Source organism: Methylorubrum sp. Q1, assembly GCF_004683995.1.
Lineage (GTDB): Bacteria > Pseudomonadota > Alphaproteobacteria > Rhizobiales > Beijerinckiaceae > Methylobacterium.
The window spans coordinates 176,481-191,676 of the sequence record NZ_SRHQ01000006.1 but is presented as its reverse complement, the minus strand read 5'-3'; the positions used below and the strand labels follow the sequence as shown (position 1 = coordinate 191,676).

Sequence of the window (15,196 nt, the reverse complement as noted above, 5' to 3'; positions counted from 1 at the left end):
CCGGAGCGAAGTGGAGGCCTCGAAAGGAGGGCTCCAGAACGCGCTATGATCCCTGGACCCCTCCTTCGAGGCCGCTCGCGCGGCACCTCAGGATGAGGGAGCGGGAGGGAGCGCTCTCCAATCAGACACAGCCGAGTGCGGGCATGAGCGCGACCAATCCCAACGACAAGCTGGTGCGGATGGCCAACCAGATCGCTCTGTTCTTCCGGTCCTACCCGGAGGAGGAAGCGGTCTCGGGCATCCACAAGCACATCGTGGCGTTCTGGACGCCGAAGATGCGCCGCGACCTCGAAGGCTACGCCCAAGAGGCCGGCGAGCGACTTGACGCGCTCGTCCATCGGGCGCTTCATGAGGAGCCGAATGTCGAGAGCCCGGTGCGTCCGGCCACCCGTAATCCGCAGCTCGTGGGCGAGGGTGCCAGCGACGCGGGTTGATGCCTGATCCTGCAGGATCCGAGCGGGCCCCGATCATCGCACCCGCACGGCATCCGGACGAAGCCGGGATGCTGCCCCGTTTCAAGCTCATCTCGAACGCGACGCCTCCCGTGCTGCACCTCCGTTTCGGAGGGCGGGGTCGCGTCGCCCTCGGCCGGCGCGGTGACGGAGCGGCACGCCTCGCCGATTGTTGAGAACTGGCTCAGCTGACGGATATGCTCCGATCTTGGCCTGGGCGCCGGTCGGCCTGCCGATCCTGTGGGGCATCTGGATTCGGCTTTCCAAAGCGCTGATCCTGTTCCGCTCAAGCCTCGTCCTGGATACCTGATCCAGGACGAGGCTTGAAGCTCTTGGTTTCGCATCATCTTTTTCCCGAAAACCGGCACCCACCTTTCGGGACGATGCTCCAAGGCAGGGTGTCAGGACGCGTGGTTGCTTGAGCGCGCCGCGCCCCCGGCCTACCGTCCGCCCCGCCCGCACCGCGCGGGCAGGACGGACACCGTGATCGACAAGCTCGAATTCCTCCTGGCGCTTGCCCGCGAACAGCATTTCGGGCGTGCCGCGGAGACCTGCGGCGTGACCCAGCAGACCCTCTCGGCGGGGGTGAAGAGTCTGGAGGACCGTTTCGGCGTGCGCTTGGTTCAGCGCGGCTCGCGCTTCCAGGGCTTCACGCCCGAGGGGGACCGGGTGCTGGTCTGGGGCCGCCGCATCGTCGGCGACGCCCGCGCCATGCAGGACGACGTGGCCGCGCTCCGCAGGGGTCTATCGGGCCATCTGCGGATCGCCGCGGTGCCGACGGCACTGCCGATGGTGGCCGCGCTGACCACCCCCTACCGGGCCCGCTACCCGAACGTGCGCTTCAGCGTCCTGTCCACGACCTCGGAAGAGATCTTCTCGCTGATCGACAACCTCGAGGCGGATGCGGGGCTGACCTATCTCGACAACGAGCCCCTCGGGCGCGTGATCTCCGTGCCGCTCTATACCGAGCATTACCAGCTCCTGACCGCGGCCGGCGGCCCTTACGACGACCGGGCCAGCGTCACCTGGGCGGAGCTGGCGAAGATCCCGCTCTGCCTGCTGACCCCCAACATGCAGAACCGCCGCATCATCGATCAGCAGATGAGGGCCGCGGGCGGCGAGCCGGCGCCGACGCTCGAATCCAATTCGATGGTCGTGCTGATGACCCATGTGCGCACCCTGCAATGGGCGAGCGTGATGCCGGCCATCCTCGCCGACGCGCTGGGGCCGACCGAGGGCCTCCGCGCGATCCCGATCGTGGAGCCGGACCTGCGCCATGCCATCGGCCTCGTCGCCCCGCGCCGCGATCCGGCGACACCCATGGTGACGGCCCTCGTCAACGTCGCCCGCGCCGTGGCCCGGACCCTCGACGGCGAGGATCCGGTCCCGTCGGTACTGCACGGGTCCGGTCCAAGCTGACATTCCGAGACCCCAAAGGGATCATCCCTTCGGCAGGGGGCGGGGCAGCGCCCCGCTTCAACGTCTGGCAGCTCAGGCGCCGGGGCGCTGGATCACGGCGCAGAGGGTGAGCGGACCCTGCTCCTTGCGCATGAAGGCGCAGGTGACGCGGGCGCCGTCCACCTCGACCGTGCTGTGGCGCTTGGCTTGCGCGCTCGCGCGGGCCTGCCGGGTGGCGTCCCGCAGCCGATCCGGTGCGATCCCCGTGACGGCATGGCCCGCCTGCACGAACAGCGTGTCGTAAGCCTCGGGCGGGGTCTCGCCCTTGTACTGCGCGCCGACGGAGGAGGCGTCGGCGCCTGCGCACGAGAGCGTCAGCGAGGTCTGCGGCCCGGCTTCGAACCGGGCGAAGTCGGCGCTCCGCTCGGCGACCGTCGCGCTCGTGGCCCGTTGCACCCGATCGATCAGATCGGTGCAGGAATCCTCCGCCATGGCGGGGGAGGCGGCGAGGGCGAAGAGGAGGGCGAGGGTGCTGCGCATGCATCCGATGTAGGGCAAACCGGCAAACCCCGTCGCCGGGTCGGGCTGAGGCGTAGCGCCGCTCCGCTTACGGGTGCCAGGGCTCGGCGGGCTCCGCCTCCGCTTCCTCTGCGCCCTGCGTATCGAGCTGCGCCTGGATCGCGCGCAAAGCCTCCTGCACCCCCTGCCCCGAGGCCGCCGAGAGCACCAGCGGCTTGCCGCCCGCCGCCCGCTTCAGCCGGGCGAGCTGCTGCTTGAGGGTTTCGGCATCGAGCGCATCCGCCTTCGAGAGGGCGACGATCTCGGGTTTGTCGGACAAGCCCTGGCCGTAGGCCTCCAATTCACGCCGCACCAGCTTGTAGGCCTTGCCGGCATGCTCGGTCGTGCCCTCCACGAGGTGGAGCAGAACCCGGCAGCGCTCGACATGGGCGAGGAACCGGTCGCCGAGGCCGACGCCCTCATGCGCGCCTTCGATCAGGCCGGGGATGTCCGCCAGAACGAACTCGCGCTCGTCCGAGCGCACCACGCCGAGGCCCGGATGGAGGGTGGTGAAGGGATAGTCGGCGATCTTCGGCTTGGCGGCGGTGACGGTCGCCAGGAAGGTCGATTTGCCCGCATTCGGCAGGCCGACGAGGCCGGCATCGGCGATGAGCTTGAGGCGCAGGATCAGCCACATCTCCTGGCCTTCCAGGCCGGGATTGGCGTGGCGCGGCGCCCGGTTCGTGGAAGTGGTGAAGTAGGCGTTGCCGAAGCCGCCATTGCCGCCCTTGGCGAGCCGCACCCGCTGGCCGACCTCGGTCATGTCGGCAATCAGCGTCTCGCCGTCCTCGGCGAAGACCTGCGTGCCCGCCGGCACCTGAAGCACCGCGTCGTCGCCCTTGGCGCCGTGGCAGTTCGAGCCCATGCCGTGCTCGCCCTTCTTCGCCTTGAAGTGCTGCCGGTAGCGGTAGTCGATCAGGGTGTTGAGGCCCTGCACGCACTCGATCCAGACATCGCCGCCCCGTCCGCCATCGCCGCCGTTCGGCCCGCCGAACTCGATGAACTTTTCCCGCCGGAACGAGACGCAGCCGGGACCGCCGTCGCCGGAGCGGACGTAGACCTTGGCTTCATCGAGGAATTTCACGGTGCTTCGCCTTGGATTCTGGACCGGGAGGGCCGGTCAGCTTTCTGTGCGACGGCACTGGCCGTCGAGATTGAGGTACTGGATGCTGCGCAGGCCCGCCTCGAACCATCCGCCGGCATCCGGCTGGCGGCCGTTGGCGCCGCCGTCGCCGTAGAGGTTGATCTGGATCGCGCCGTCGGGCGAGCGCAGGGTCGGCGCCTCGCCGTCCCGAGCATAGGTCCAGGTCGGCCGTTCGTCGAACAGGGTCTGAGACCCGTCCGCCTCCCGCTGGAACAGTTGCCCGTACGCGGTTCCGCCACCCGCCGGGCTGGCGAAGTAGAACCCGACCTTCGGGGTGCGGCCGGCGAAATTGTAGAACTCGCAGTAGAGCCGGGTTTCGCCCCGAGGTCTCGGGGCGGGCGCTGCCGCGGATTCGATCGGCGGCGGCGGCACCTCGCGGGTGATCGCGAAGATCAGGCTGCCGAGGGCGATCGCGGTGAGGCCGGCCCCGAGGCCGGCGACCGTCCGTGTCCTCATGCCGAGCGGCCTCCCACTGCCATCCCGCGCCGGTCGAGCCATGTCCCCCGGTCGAGCCGGAAATCGTAACTCGGAACGGCGCCGCCGCGTGCCTCGAAGACGGGCGCCGATTCCCCGGTGCGGCGGAACCCGCACTTCTCCAGCACGCGCTGCGAGCCGCGGTTCCCGATCATCGCGGCGGAGACGAGCGCCGGCTGCCCCGCATAGGCGAAGGCGGCGTCCACCAGCGCCAGCGCCGCCTCGGTCATCAGCCCCTCGCCCCAGAACGGCGTGCCGAGCCAGTAGCCGAGGCGCGGCTCGGGCTCGTCGGGCCGTCCGGTGACCGAGACCACGCCGATCAGGTTCGCGGGCGCCGCCCGTCGGCACAGGGCCATGATCAGCCCCTCCCCGGCCGTGTTCGCGGCGCGCGCCCGAATCACGAAGCTTTCCGCCTCGTGCAGCGGGAGCGGGCTCGGCAGCCGCGCGGTCATCCCGGCCACCGCGGGATCACCCGCGAGCCGGGAGACGGCCTCGGCGTCGCGGGCCATGGGCCAGCGCAGCCAGAGCCGTCGCGTCTCGATGCGGAAAACGTCGTCGCGGGTGAGATCGGGAAACATCGTGAGCCGGTCATGCGAGGGCGCGCGAGGGCGCCGTCCGGGACGACGAAGGGGGAGGATGGTGCCCCATCCTCCCCCGTGTTCCGATCCGCTCGAAGCTTCGCGTGAAGCCTTAGCGACTCGTCCGCCGGTTCGGTGTGGGACACCGGCGGGACGCTCGCTTCGTCGTCAGCGACAAGCGTCCGCCGTTACTCCGCGGCCTGGGCCAGCGGCACTACGGTTACGAAATCGCGGCCGCGCCGGGTCTCGAACTGCACCTTGCCCGGGACGAGGGCGAACAGGGTGTGGTCCTTGCCCATGCCGACATTCGTGCCGGGGTGCCACTTCGTGCCGCGCTGGCGCACGATGATGTTGCCCGGAATCACGGCCTCGGAACCGAACTTCTTGACGCCGAGGCGCCGGCCGGCGGAGTCGCGGCCGTTGCGGGATGAGCCGCCTGCTTTTTTGTGTGCCATGGGATTGCTCCGGAATTCTGCTGGATCTGCGTTCGGACGGGCGGCTGATTACTCAGCGGCGGCCGGGGCGGACTCGGCGGCCGGCTCGGCCTTCCGGGTCTTGCGCGGCTCGGCCTTCGAGGTCTTGCCGCCGGCGCTGATCTCGGTGATGCGCACGACCGTGAAGTCCTGACGGTGGCCGCGGCGGCGGCGCGAGTTCTGGCGACGGCGCTTCTTGAAGGCGATGACCTTCCGCGTGCGGCCGTGCTGGACGATCTCGCCCGTGACGCCGATGCCCGACAGGAGCGGGGTGCCGACCTGGGTGGCATCGCCGTCGGTGAACAGCAGCACGTCGCCGAAGGTGACGGCGGCGCCGGCCTCACCCTCGAGGGTGGCCACGGTGATGACGTCGTTGGCGGCAACGCGGTATTGCTTGCCGCCGGTCTTGATGACTGCGAACATCGTTGTCTCTCGTGTTCTCTGCCGACCTCCGGCGCCGTGAGGCGCCTGGGCCGTCTTCTTGTTCAGGTCATCCGCGCGGGTCAGGCTGGGCCGTGGGCGCACGAACGCGAAACGCGCGGACTTCGTCGAGGAAGCCGCGCGGTGCCGGCCGGATAGTCGGTGGCGGCCAGCGTGTCAATGCCGCTCGTATCGGCTCGTGACCGTCGCCCGTCGGCGAATCGCCCTGGCGCGGCGTCCCGGACGCGGTCAGGAGCGGGGCGCGTTCAGGGGAGCGGGATGAACTCGGCCCGGTCGTCCGGCGGCAGGTCGAACTGCCCCTCTCCCCAGGCCCCCCGCCGCCATTCCTCCTTGGCCGCCTCGATCTTCTCGCGGCTCGACGAGACGAAGTTCCACCAGATGTAGCGCGGACCGTTCAGGGTGGCGCCGCCGAGCGCCATCAGGCGGGCGCCGGACGGGCCGGCGGCCACGGTGATGCGGTCGCCGGGGCGGAACACCATCATGCGGCCGGCCTCGAACGCCTGTCCGGCGATGGAGACCGAGCCCTCGACCACGTAGAGCCCGCGGTCCTCGTGGTCGTCGGGCAGTGGGAAGCGCGTGCCGGGCGCGAGCACCACGTCGGCGTAGAAGGTGTCCGAGAAGACGTGGGCCGGCGCCCGCTCGCCGTAGGCGTGACCGAGGATGAGGCGCAGGCTCACGCCGCCGTCCTCGATCATGGGCAAGGCGGCCTTGCCGTGGTGCTCGAAGCTCGGCGCCGCGTCCTCGTGGCTCTCGGGCAGCGCGACCCAGGTCTGAATCCCGTAGAGGCTGTGGGGCGCCCGGCGGGTTTCCGGCGTCGTGCGCTCGGAATGCGTCACACCGCGGCCGGCGACCATCCAGTTCACGGCACCCGGCAGGATCGTCTGGTTCGTGCCCAGGCTGTCGCGATGCTGGAACTCGCCGCGATACAGGTAGGTGACGGTCGCGAGCCCGATATGCGGGTGCGGGCGCACATCGACGCCCTTGCCGGTGATGAACTCGGCCGGCCCCGCCTGATCGAAGAAGATGAAGGGGCCGACCGTCTGGCGCTTGGGTGCCGGAAGCGCCCGGCGCACCTCGAAGCCGCCGAGGTCGTGGGCGCGGGGAACGATCAGGGTTTCGATCGCGTCGATCCCGACGGCATTCGGGCATCCGGGTTCCAGGGCCGGGTTCCAGCTCATCCTCACCTCCTCGGTCTTGAGCCGGCCGGCGGCCGGCCCGTGATGGCTACCGCTTCGTCAGCCCGCCCAGCACGTTCCGCAGGATCGCGTCGCCCACCTCCGTGCCGACCTTGCGCGCCATGGAGCGGGCGGCATTGCCGATGACCTGCTCGGCCAGACCCGGCGGCGGGCGGCGGGTGCGCCCGGTTGCCTTGCCGGCCCCTTTGCCTTTGGGAGCCTCTTCGCCGCTGCCAAAGATCCCGCCGAGCCAGCCGCCCAGCATGCCCGAGAGCCCGCCTTCGCTCTGGCCCGCGGCCTCCGCCGGGGCGGAATCGAGGTGCTTGCGCTGGGACAGCATCTCGTAGGCGCTCTCGTTGTCGACCGCCTCGTCGTACTTTCCGCGCAGGGGGCTCTGCCCGATGATCGCGGCGCGCTCGGCCGGCGTCAGCGGCCCCACCCGCCCCTGCGGCGGCGCGATCAGCGCCCGCTCCACGATCGAGGGCGTGCCCTTGGCTTCCAGAAAACTCACCAGCGCCTCGCCGACGGCGAGTTCGGTGATCGCCTGGCCGACATCGAAGCCGGGGTTCTGGCGGAACGTCTCGGCGGCGGCGCGCACGGCGCGCTGGTCGCGGGGCGTGAAGGCGCGCAGCGCGTGCTGCACCCGGTTGCCGAGCTGGCCGAGCACCGTCTCGGGCACGTCGAGCGGGTTCTGCGTCACGAAGTAGACGCCCACGCCCTTGGAGCGGATCAGGCGCACCACCTGCTCCACCGCATCGAGCAGCGCCTTGGGCGCGTCGTTGAACAGCAGGTGCGCCTCGTCGAAGAAGAACACGAGCTTGGGCTTGTCGAGGTCGCCGACCTCGGGAAGCTGCTCGAACAGCTCGGAGAGCATCCACAGCAGGAACGAGGCGTAGAGGCGCGGCCGCTGCATCAGCTTGTCGGCGGCCAGGATGTTGACGAAGCCCCTGCCTTCCCGGTCGGTGCGCATGAAGTCTTCGAGGTTGAGCGCAGGCTCGCCGAGGAACTGGTCGGCGCCCTGGTTCTCCAGCACCAGCAGCGCCCGCTGGATCGCGCCGATCGAGGCGCTCGAGACGTTGCCGTAGGTGGCCGACAGTTCCTTCGCGTTCTCCGACAGGAAGGTGAGGAGCGCGCGCAGATCCTTGAGGTCGATCAGCGGCCATTGGTTCTCGTCGGCGACGCGGAAAGCGATGTTGAGCACGCCCTCCTGGATGTCGTTGAGTTCGAGCAGGCGGGCGAGCAGGAGCGGGCCCATCTCGGTGACGGTGCAGCGGATCGGGTGGCCCTGCTCGCCGAACACGTCCCAGAAGATCGTGGGGAAGCGGTCGGGCTCGTAGGCGATCCCGAGTTCCTCGGCGCGCTTCACGAAATGCGGCTTGGCCTCGCCCGCGGCGGCGAGCCCCGAGAGGTCGCCCTTGATGTCGGCGGCAAAGACCGGGACGCCCGCGTTGGAAAACCCCTCCGCCAGCACCTGCAGCGTCACGGTCTTGCCGGTGCCGGTGGCGCCCGCCACGAGGCCGTGGCGGTTCGCCAGCCGCAGGCTTAGCACCTCGGGCTTGGGTCGCGGCCCCGTGCTCCGGCCGACCAGAATCGTCCCTTCGCCCGCCATTTCCCGACCTCGTTCGAACCGTGACCGTCGTGGCCGACAGGGTATGGCGGGCCGCGCGCCCGATCCAGGGCCCCGGACACCGGCAACCCTTGATTTCGCCGCCGCCGCGTCGGACAGACGAAAAACCTGCCAGAGAGGAAGCGTTTCATGGAAGAGCTGATTGCCCGCGTTATCAATCGCACGGGCCTCGACGCCGCGACCGCCAAGACCGCGATCGGACACATCCTCGCCTTCCTGCAGAAGGAGGGGCCGGCCAACGAAGTGAGCCAGTTGATGGCCGCGCTTCCGGGCTCCGAGACGGCGATCGCCGAGGCCAATGCCGGCGAGGGCGGCGGCGGGCTGATGGGCATGCTCGGCGGCATGATGGGCGGCGGCGTGATGGCGCTCGGCCAGAAGCTGATCTCGGCCGGCGTGCCGATGAACCAGATGCAGCCGCTCGGCCACGAACTCTTCGCCTATGGCCGTGAGAAGGCCGGCGAGGACGTCATGGGTCCGATCGTCGGCTCGATCCCGGGCCTGAACCAGTTCGTCTGAGACGGCAGGATCTTGCCCTAAACCCTTGTGATCGTTAGCCGGTTTTCATTCGCCGGCTACCACGGGAACTTCGCGCGGAGCCTGGCAACGGCTTCGCGCAAGTCTCTGTCAAGGCACGCAGATCTCCGTCATAAAAGCGTGCGGCCTTCGTGATGTTGTCGCCGCGCAAGAGGACGCATCGCGCGGCCTCCCGCGACGGGATCGTGTCGATCATGCTGCCGAATTTTTCCCCGCGCGAGGCCACGGCCGCGTGGAAGGCCGGCTGGGAGACCAAGGTTCAGGCGCCTTTCGCCCGCTTCCGCCAGACCTTCGAAGGCGGCGATCTCGCCCTGCCCGGCGGGGCGCCGATCCTCCTGAAGAACAGGGCCAAGCGCCCTCTGCTCGAACCGGGGCTCGACCCCAGCCTCGGCCGGATCGGTGCGCTGGAAGTGCGGCTCGCCACCACCAAGTCTGAGATCCGCCGGGCGCAGCGCCTGCGCTACCGCGTGTTCTACGAGGAGATGTCGGCGGTGCCGACCGGCATGGCCGCGCTCAAGCGCCGCGATGTCGATGCCTACGACGCGATCTGCGACCACCTCCTCGTCATCGACCACGCCGCGACCGAGGCAAAGCCTTTCCGCAAGGCTCGCCCGAAAGTCGTCGGCACCTACCGGCTGCTGCGGCAGGACCGGGCGGAGGCGCATTTCGGCTTCTACTCCTCGGGCGAGTACGACCTCGCGCCGCTGCTGGAGCGCCATCCGGGCAAGCGCTTCCTCGAACTCGGCCGCTCCTGCGTGCTGAAGCCCTACCGCACCAAGCGCACCGTCGAACTCCTGTGGCACGGCATCTGGGCCTATGTGCAGCACCATCGCATCGACGCGATGCTGGGCTGCGCCAGCCTGGAGGGCACCGACCCGGAGCGTTTGGCGCTGCCCTTGAGCTTCCTCCACCACCACGCCCGCGCCCCCGAGGTGTGGCGGGCCCGCGCCCTGCCGGAGCGCTACGTCGCGATGGACCGGCTGGCGAAGGAGGCGGTGGATCCCAAGGCCGCGCTGACGGCGCTGCCGCCGCTGGTGAAGGGCTATCTCCGGGTCGGGGCGACCTTCGGCGATGGCGCGGTGGTGGACCGCCAGTTCGGCACCACCGACGTGCTCGTGGTGCTGCCGGTCTCAGGCATCGCCGCGCGCTATATCGGCCATTTCGGCGCGGGTGCGGATCGGCACGCCGCCTGACCGCGCCGGGTTGCGGGGCGGGGTGAAGCCGGTTCAGGCCAAGCGCCCTGCAGCCCTCACGCGTTGTTCGAAGGTCATGCCCGCCGTCTCCGCCCGTCCCTCCGATCGCGACCGCCTCGGCGCGATGGCCGCCGCGATCACCTGCGTGGCGGTGGTGGGCACGGGGCTCGGCCTGTCGATCCCGCTCTTGTCGCTGGAAATGGAGCGGATGGGCGCGTCGAGCGTCGTCATCGGCCTCAACACGGCGGTGGCGGGGTTCGCGGCGATCCTCACGGTGCCGTTCGTTCCGCGGCTCGCCGCGCGGGTCGGGGTGGTGCGCCTGCTGATCCTGGCGATCCTGCTCGGCGGCCTGTGCCTGTCGGCCTTCAAGCTGTTTCCGAACCTCGTCCTGTGGTTCCCGCTACGCTTCGTCTTCTCGACGACGATGGGCGTGCTGTTCGTCCTCTCCGAGTACTGGATCAACGACGCGGCGCCGCCCGAGCGGCGCGGGCTGGTGATGGGGATCTACGCCACCGTGCTCGCCATCGGCTTCGCCATCGGGCCGACCCTGCTCACGCTGCTCGGCACCGACGGCTTCGCGCCGTATCTCGCCGGTTCGGCCCTGTTCTTCCTCGGCCTCACCCCGCTGGTGCTGGCCCGCAACCTCTCGCCCGATCTCGGGCACGACAGGGGGGGCGGCATCCTGGCCTACTTGCGCCTCGCGCCGCTCGCCGTGCTGGCCGCGGCCCTCTACGGGGCGGTGGAGGCGGGCGCCTTCGCCATCCTGCCGCTCTATGGCCTGCGCATCGGCCTCGACGCGAAGATCTCCGCCGCCCTGGTCAGTGCGGTGGCGCTCGGCAACGTGCTATTCCAGATCCCGGTCGGCCTCCTCGCCGACCGGGTGGACCGCCGCCTCGTCCTCCTCGGCGCGAGCCTCGCGGGGGCGCTCGGGGCGGCCCTGATCCCGGCGGCTTCCGCCTCGCTGCCGCTGCTCTCCGCTCTGCTCTTCGTCTGGGGCGGGATCGTCGGCACGCTCTACACGGTGGGTCTCGCCCATCTCGGAGCCAGCTTGCGCGGGCCGGATCTGGCGGGCGCCAACGCCGCCTTCGTGATGCTCTACAATGCCGGGCTGATGCTCGGACCCCCGCTCATCGGCGGCGGCATGGACCTCCAGCCGCCGCAGGGCTTCGCCGTGGCCCTCAGCCTGCTCTTCGCGCTCTACGCCGTGCCGGTGGTCCGGAGTCTCGTTCGCGGAGGCGCGGGCTGAGGATCGCTTGCGAAGGGGCACGGAACGCCGCGGCGGCGGTGCTCGTTATCTCGTCGAAGCTGCACCGTTGCCCGTCCTCGCGACGTGAAGGAACCCGACCCATGAGCCTCATCGGACGCCTCGTCACCAAGCTCCTCGGCACCGACGACCGCGTCGTCGCCCGCGACGACCGCAATGCCGGATCGAGCTCCCCGATCGGCCGCCTCGTCACCAAAATCCTGCGCAAGTAGGGCGCTTTCCGGCGAAGTTGATGTCGGATACGGCTCCAGAGCATCGTCCCGAAAGGTGGTTGCCGGCTTTCGGAAAAAGGATGATGCGAAAACAAGAGCCTCAAGCATCGTCCTCGATCAGGTATCCAGGACGATGCTTGAGGTCTCGCTGCCAGGGCGTGAGCCAGGGGCCGGCGGCTTAAAAGGGCCGCGCGGCCCTTTTTCATGCCGGCTTCTCGCCGGTTGCCGGGATCGCAACCCTGGGGACCGGCCTGTGGGGTGGCCAAGGCGGGATGGGGCCTTTATGTCCCCGGCGCTTCTCGGTCTCGAATCCTCACAGGTAAAGGCTCGGGTTCACGCGACTGGACCGCGCGACCCGATCTGCGATCATGTCCTCATTGTACAACGGTGTCCCGGCCGTCCCATCCCCGGCGGTCGAAGTCGATGCGAGCCGAAGCTTGCCGACCTACATCGTCGGCCAGGATGGTCAGGGCCGCTGGGTCGCCCTCGAAAGCCACGGCCTCGGCGGCGGCTATTTCCGCAGCCGCGAGGCGGCGTTCCAGTACGCCGTCGGCGAGACCGGACGCCGTGCGGGCGCGGTGCGCCTCAGCGCCGAGCCGCTGCGTATCACCCTGTGACGCGGGCGGCTTTCAGCGCCCCGCCACCGCCTCCCGCACCACGTTCTTGACCAGCGGCGCCGCCGGCACGCTCGGCTGCCAGAACTGACCCGTGCGCCCGGCCTCGTAGCCGAACTGGTAGAGGCTGCGCATGTAGGCGGTGTCGAAGCCGCGCGCCGTCGTGGTCTGCGGCGCGCTCTCGTCGATGTAGGTCAGGTTGAAGCCCATCCCGTTGCGCCGGGCGAACACGTCGGTCGCCACCAGCGTCGCCCGCGAGCGGGCGCGGCTCGCGGTGGTGAAGGACTTCTCGACGATCGACAGGGTGTTGTTCTTGGTCACCTCGAATTCGGGTTCGAGGCGGCCGTTGATGACCACGTAGATGTCGGCCTTGCCCGCGTTGCGGAAGCGCCCGTCGCGCACCAGGAAGGATTGCGGGAGGGTGAAGACCGGCGTCACCACCGAGCCGTCCACGTGCATCTCCTGGAAGGCGCGGCCCTCGGCCTGCACGTCGAGAAGCTGGGGCGGGAACACCGCCGGAATGCTCGCCGAGGCAGTGAGCACGTCGGTGAACAGTGAGACTGCGTTGGGCGTGCCGCTCGCGGCGATGGCGCCCATGTTCCAGATCACGGCGCGCTGCGTGTCGAGGTTCGTCGTTACCACGAGCAGGCGGCGGCCCTTGGCGTGCTCCTCCGCGACCGCCTGCAGCAGCTCGGGCGTGACGTAGCGGGCAATCAGGTTGCGCAGCCGCCCGTCCCCGAACAGGCCGGAGCCGAACAGTACGTTGGCGATGCTCGGGCTCTGCACCAGCGAGTCGGCGACGCCGCTGGTGTAGATATCGGTGAGGTAGGGATCGTAGGCGGGACCGAGGAAGGCGAAGGGCGCGATCAGGGCACCGGTCGAGACGCCGGAGACGATGGTGAATTCCGGCCGCTTGCCCGAGGCAGTCCAGCCGTTGAGCACGCCCGCACCGTAGGCGCCGTCACCCCCGCCGCCCGAGAGCGCGAGATAGGTGAAGGCCTGGCGCTTCTTCTGCGGGCCGGCAGCCATCGCCACGAAATCGGCGGCGCCGGCATCGGCATAGGCCCGCACGCCGACCATGCCGGGCACGGTCGCGGCTTCCGCCTCGCTCTCCGTGTAGTTCGTCCGCGGCAGGGACGAGCAGGCCGCAGCCTGCCCGGCAACCGCCGCGGCGAGAAGCAGGCGTGACCAGCGGAAACCTTTTAGCATCGACATGACCCGAACAAGCCCGATGGAACAGGGCAAGCTTACACGAAACGAGCTTGGCCGTATTGCGTTCCCGCACGGGCACGTTGCGCCCAGACGCCGGCTGATGCCGTGCTGCCACAACATGAGCGAGGGGCATCGCGCAGGCTCGTGTCTCGATGCCCCCTCTTGCACGCGTTTGCTTGCGCCGGACTGTCGCGGCGGGCCGGTCGGTCGGCCCAAATGGCGGCGTGCCTAAATCTCTCGGATTTGTCATATGTTCGCGCCGTGCCAGCACGTTAGGATGCCAACGATGTCCGGAGCCGCGCACGAGACCCCGACCGCCTTCTGCGTCCGCGTTGCGGGCGGGCGGCGCTCATGCTGAGTGGATCGGCGATCCTGAGGGTTCTCCTCCTGATCCTGGCGGCGGCGGGCCTGGCCTGGATCATCCAGTCGGTCTGGCTGCACGGCCCGGATTCCGAGGCTGCTGCGCCGGCCGCCGCGACGGTGAAACCCGGCCGGCCGGCGGGCGCTGCATCGACGCCGCCCCCACCCGCGCCGGTGCGCGTGGTGAAGCCGGCCGAGCCGTCACCGGAGCCGCCCCGACCGGTCGCCGAGGCGCCGCCGCCGGCCCGACCCGCGTCCCCGCCGGCCGATCCCGCGCCGTCACCCGCCCCCGTCGCGCGGACGGCGCCGCCCGAGACGGACCCGGTGGCCGAGGCGGAGGAGAACGCTCCACCGGCCGCGGTCGCCCTGATCGACCTCAACACCGCCTCTCTTGCCGAGCTGAACGGCCTGAAGGGCGGCGGCGCCATCGGCCGGACGATCGTCCAACACCGTCCCTACGCCTCCGTCGATCAGCTTCTCAGCAAACGCGTCCTCAACCGCGCCACCTACCAGCGCATCAAGGATCAGGTCTCGGTGCGGTGACCGGGTTGATCAGGTTGCAGTGAGGTCGCCGCCGAAGGGCGCGCGTTTCGTGGAAAATCGCCGACCGTGAGACAACCAAGCGACAAGTGCGCTTTGGAAAAACCGGCGGATCGCCTTTCCGTCCACCGGACCCTGCATCCAACCCTGGCACAGCGCGCGCCGAGGCCCTAAACAGGGCAGACGTTCCCGTAAACGAAGGCCGAGGCCGCTCCATGCAAACGACATCCGGCGCACCGATCCTCCGCCAGGATCTGGGCGTCGAGGAGACGGCGGAATCCGACAACATCGTCCGTTGGGATGGTGAGCGGCTCTACGTCGAGCAGGATATCTACCACAACGGCCAGCTCGTTCACCGTAAGTACCGCCGCACCATCACCGAGCCGGTCGCCCGCGCCCTGCAATCGATCCTCAAGCGCTCGCAGCAATGAGGGCGGCGGCGCTCGGCCTGCTCGCAGTGCTGGCCGCCGCGCTGTCCATGCCCCTCGCCGTCTCGCCCGCGGCGGCGCAGGTGCGGGTGACCTTCGTCGCACCCGAGCGGTACACCGATGCCCAGAACCGCTTCGGCTCCGGCCTGTCGCCGCGGGTCGTGCTGGGCGAGATGCGCCGCCTGTTCGAGACGCTCGGCAACCCGGTTCTGGCGCCGGGCCAGACGCTGGACATCGCGGTGCTCGACATCGACCTCGCCGGGCTCGAACAGCCGAGCTTCGGCGCTGCCCAGGGCGTCCGGGTGGTGACCGACATCACCCCGCCCCGCTTCCGCCTGCGCTACGCCCTGAAGGAGCGCGGCCGCACGGTGCTGGCGGCGGAGGAGACCGTCAGCGACATCAACTTCCTGCTCCGCGCCAACCGCCTCTCGTCCGGTCAGACCTTCTTCTACGAGCGCGAGGTGCTGCGGGACTGGTTCCAGGCCCGCTTCGTGCAGCGCCGCCCGCCGCCGGGCTGAT

The 15,196-nt window shown here is 69.8% G+C and carries 18 protein-coding genes and 1 pseudogene; 10 read left to right on the top strand and 9 right to left on the bottom strand.

Annotation, left to right across the window (positions count from 1 at the left end):
- Positions 1 to 143: 143 nt before the first annotated feature.
- Both E4V01_RS08435 and E4V01_RS08430 read left to right on the top strand, forming a co-directional pair.
- Entirely contained in the window at positions 144 to 434 is a 291-nt protein-coding gene (locus tag E4V01_RS08435) for a formate dehydrogenase subunit delta (RefSeq protein WP_135298043.1), read from the top strand.
- Positions 435 to 935: 501 nt separating this feature from the next.
- Positions 936 to 1,871, top strand: a complete 936-nt coding sequence (locus E4V01_RS08430) for a LysR family transcriptional regulator (RefSeq protein ID WP_060772404.1) — start codon at positions 936 to 938, stop codon at positions 1,869 to 1,871.
- A gap of 72 nt (positions 1,872 to 1,943) precedes the next feature.
- Here E4V01_RS08430 and E4V01_RS08425 read toward each other — a convergent pair whose 3' ends face one another.
- The 8 genes and pseudogenes from E4V01_RS08425 to E4V01_RS08390 all read right to left on the bottom strand — a co-directional run bounded on the left by E4V01_RS08425 (position 1,944) and on the right by E4V01_RS08390 (position 8,302).
- Entirely contained in the window at positions 1,944 to 2,390 is a 447-nt protein-coding gene (locus tag E4V01_RS08425) for a hypothetical protein (protein ID WP_060771680.1), read from the bottom strand.
- Positions 2,391 to 2,457: 67 nt separating this feature from the next.
- Positions 2,458 to 3,492, bottom strand: a complete 1,035-nt coding sequence (gene obgE, locus E4V01_RS08420) for a GTPase ObgE (RefSeq protein WP_060771681.1) — start codon at positions 3,490 to 3,492, stop codon at positions 2,458 to 2,460.
- A 36-nt stretch (positions 3,493 to 3,528) separates the two neighbouring features.
- On the bottom strand, positions 3,529 to 4,008 hold the full coding sequence (locus E4V01_RS08415) for a hypothetical protein (protein ID WP_135298042.1): 480 nt from the start codon (positions 4,006 to 4,008) through the stop codon (positions 3,529 to 3,531).
- A complete protein-coding gene (locus E4V01_RS08410) occupies positions 4,005 to 4,604 on the bottom strand; it encodes a GNAT family N-acetyltransferase (protein ID WP_135298041.1) in 600 nt (199 codons plus the stop codon). The genes E4V01_RS08415 and E4V01_RS08410 overlap by 4 nt, the downstream gene beginning before the upstream one ends.
- Positions 4,605 to 4,792: 188 nt before the next feature.
- On the bottom strand, positions 4,793 to 5,059 hold the full coding sequence (gene rpmA, locus E4V01_RS08405) for a 50S ribosomal protein L27 (RefSeq protein WP_003603089.1): 267 nt from the start codon (positions 5,057 to 5,059) through the stop codon (positions 4,793 to 4,795).
- Positions 5,060 to 5,191: 132 nt separating this feature from the next.
- Positions 5,192 to 5,500: pseudogene (gene rplU, locus E4V01_RS08400) on the bottom strand (50S ribosomal protein L21); the annotation flags it as partial.
- A 263-nt stretch (positions 5,501 to 5,763) separates the two neighbouring features.
- Positions 5,764 to 6,696, bottom strand: a complete 933-nt coding sequence (locus tag E4V01_RS08395; protein ID WP_135298040.1) for a pirin family protein — start codon at positions 6,694 to 6,696, stop codon at positions 5,764 to 5,766.
- 46 nt (positions 6,697 to 6,742) lie between these two features.
- Positions 6,743 to 8,302 carry a helicase HerA-like domain-containing protein gene (locus tag E4V01_RS08390; RefSeq protein ID WP_135298039.1) on the bottom strand — a complete coding sequence of 520 codons (1,560 nt, stop codon included), beginning with the start codon at positions 8,300 to 8,302 and terminating at the stop codon, positions 6,743 to 6,745.
- Positions 8,303 to 8,449: 147 nt separating this feature from the next.
- Between E4V01_RS08390 and E4V01_RS08385 the strand changes: the two genes are divergently transcribed.
- From E4V01_RS08385 to E4V01_RS08365, 5 genes are all read left to right on the top strand, one after another.
- Positions 8,450 to 8,836 carry a DUF2267 domain-containing protein gene (locus E4V01_RS08385; protein WP_135298038.1) on the top strand — a complete coding sequence of 129 codons (387 nt, stop codon included), beginning with the start codon at positions 8,450 to 8,452 and terminating at the stop codon, positions 8,834 to 8,836.
- Positions 8,837 to 9,048: 212 nt separating this feature from the next.
- Positions 9,049 to 10,047: a GNAT family N-acetyltransferase gene (locus E4V01_RS08380; protein WP_135298037.1), complete on the top strand. Its 999-nt coding sequence runs from the start codon at positions 9,049 to 9,051 to the stop codon at positions 10,045 to 10,047.
- Positions 10,048 to 10,123: 76 nt separating this feature from the next.
- The gene (locus E4V01_RS08375) at positions 10,124 to 11,293 is read left to right on the top strand and encodes an MFS transporter (protein ID WP_135298036.1); all 1,170 of its coding nucleotides are present in this window, start codon (positions 10,124 to 10,126) and stop codon (positions 11,291 to 11,293) included.
- Positions 11,294 to 11,394: 101 nt separating this feature from the next.
- Complete coding sequence (locus E4V01_RS08370) at positions 11,395 to 11,523, top strand: hypothetical protein (protein ID WP_060771687.1); 129 nt, start codon at positions 11,395 to 11,397, stop codon at positions 11,521 to 11,523.
- A 368-nt stretch (positions 11,524 to 11,891) separates the two neighbouring features.
- Positions 11,892 to 12,140, top strand: coding sequence for a hypothetical protein (locus E4V01_RS08365; RefSeq protein ID WP_135298035.1), 249 nt, complete (start codon positions 11,892 to 11,894; stop codon positions 12,138 to 12,140).
- Positions 12,141 to 12,152: 12 nt separating this feature from the next.
- Here E4V01_RS08365 and E4V01_RS08360 read toward each other — a convergent pair whose 3' ends face one another.
- A complete protein-coding gene (locus E4V01_RS08360; RefSeq protein ID WP_060772406.1) occupies positions 12,153 to 13,346 on the bottom strand; it encodes a patatin-like phospholipase family protein in 1,194 nt (397 codons plus the stop codon).
- Between the two features lie 354 nt (positions 13,347 to 13,700).
- On the opposite strand from E4V01_RS08360, the gene E4V01_RS08355 reads away from it, so the two are divergent.
- From E4V01_RS08355 to E4V01_RS08345, 3 genes are all read left to right on the top strand, one after another.
- Positions 13,701 to 14,252, top strand: a complete 552-nt coding sequence (locus E4V01_RS08355; protein WP_060771689.1) for a helix-hairpin-helix domain-containing protein — start codon at positions 13,701 to 13,703, stop codon at positions 14,250 to 14,252.
- A 212-nt stretch (positions 14,253 to 14,464) separates the two neighbouring features.
- The gene (locus E4V01_RS08350; protein WP_060771690.1) at positions 14,465 to 14,680 is read left to right on the top strand and encodes a hypothetical protein; all 216 of its coding nucleotides are present in this window, start codon (positions 14,465 to 14,467) and stop codon (positions 14,678 to 14,680) included.
- Positions 14,677 to 15,195, top strand: coding sequence for a DUF3016 domain-containing protein (locus E4V01_RS08345; RefSeq protein WP_135298034.1), 519 nt, complete (start codon positions 14,677 to 14,679; stop codon positions 15,193 to 15,195). The genes E4V01_RS08350 and E4V01_RS08345 overlap by 4 nt, the downstream gene beginning before the upstream one ends.
- The last annotated feature ends 1 nt before the right edge of the window (position 15,196 follow it).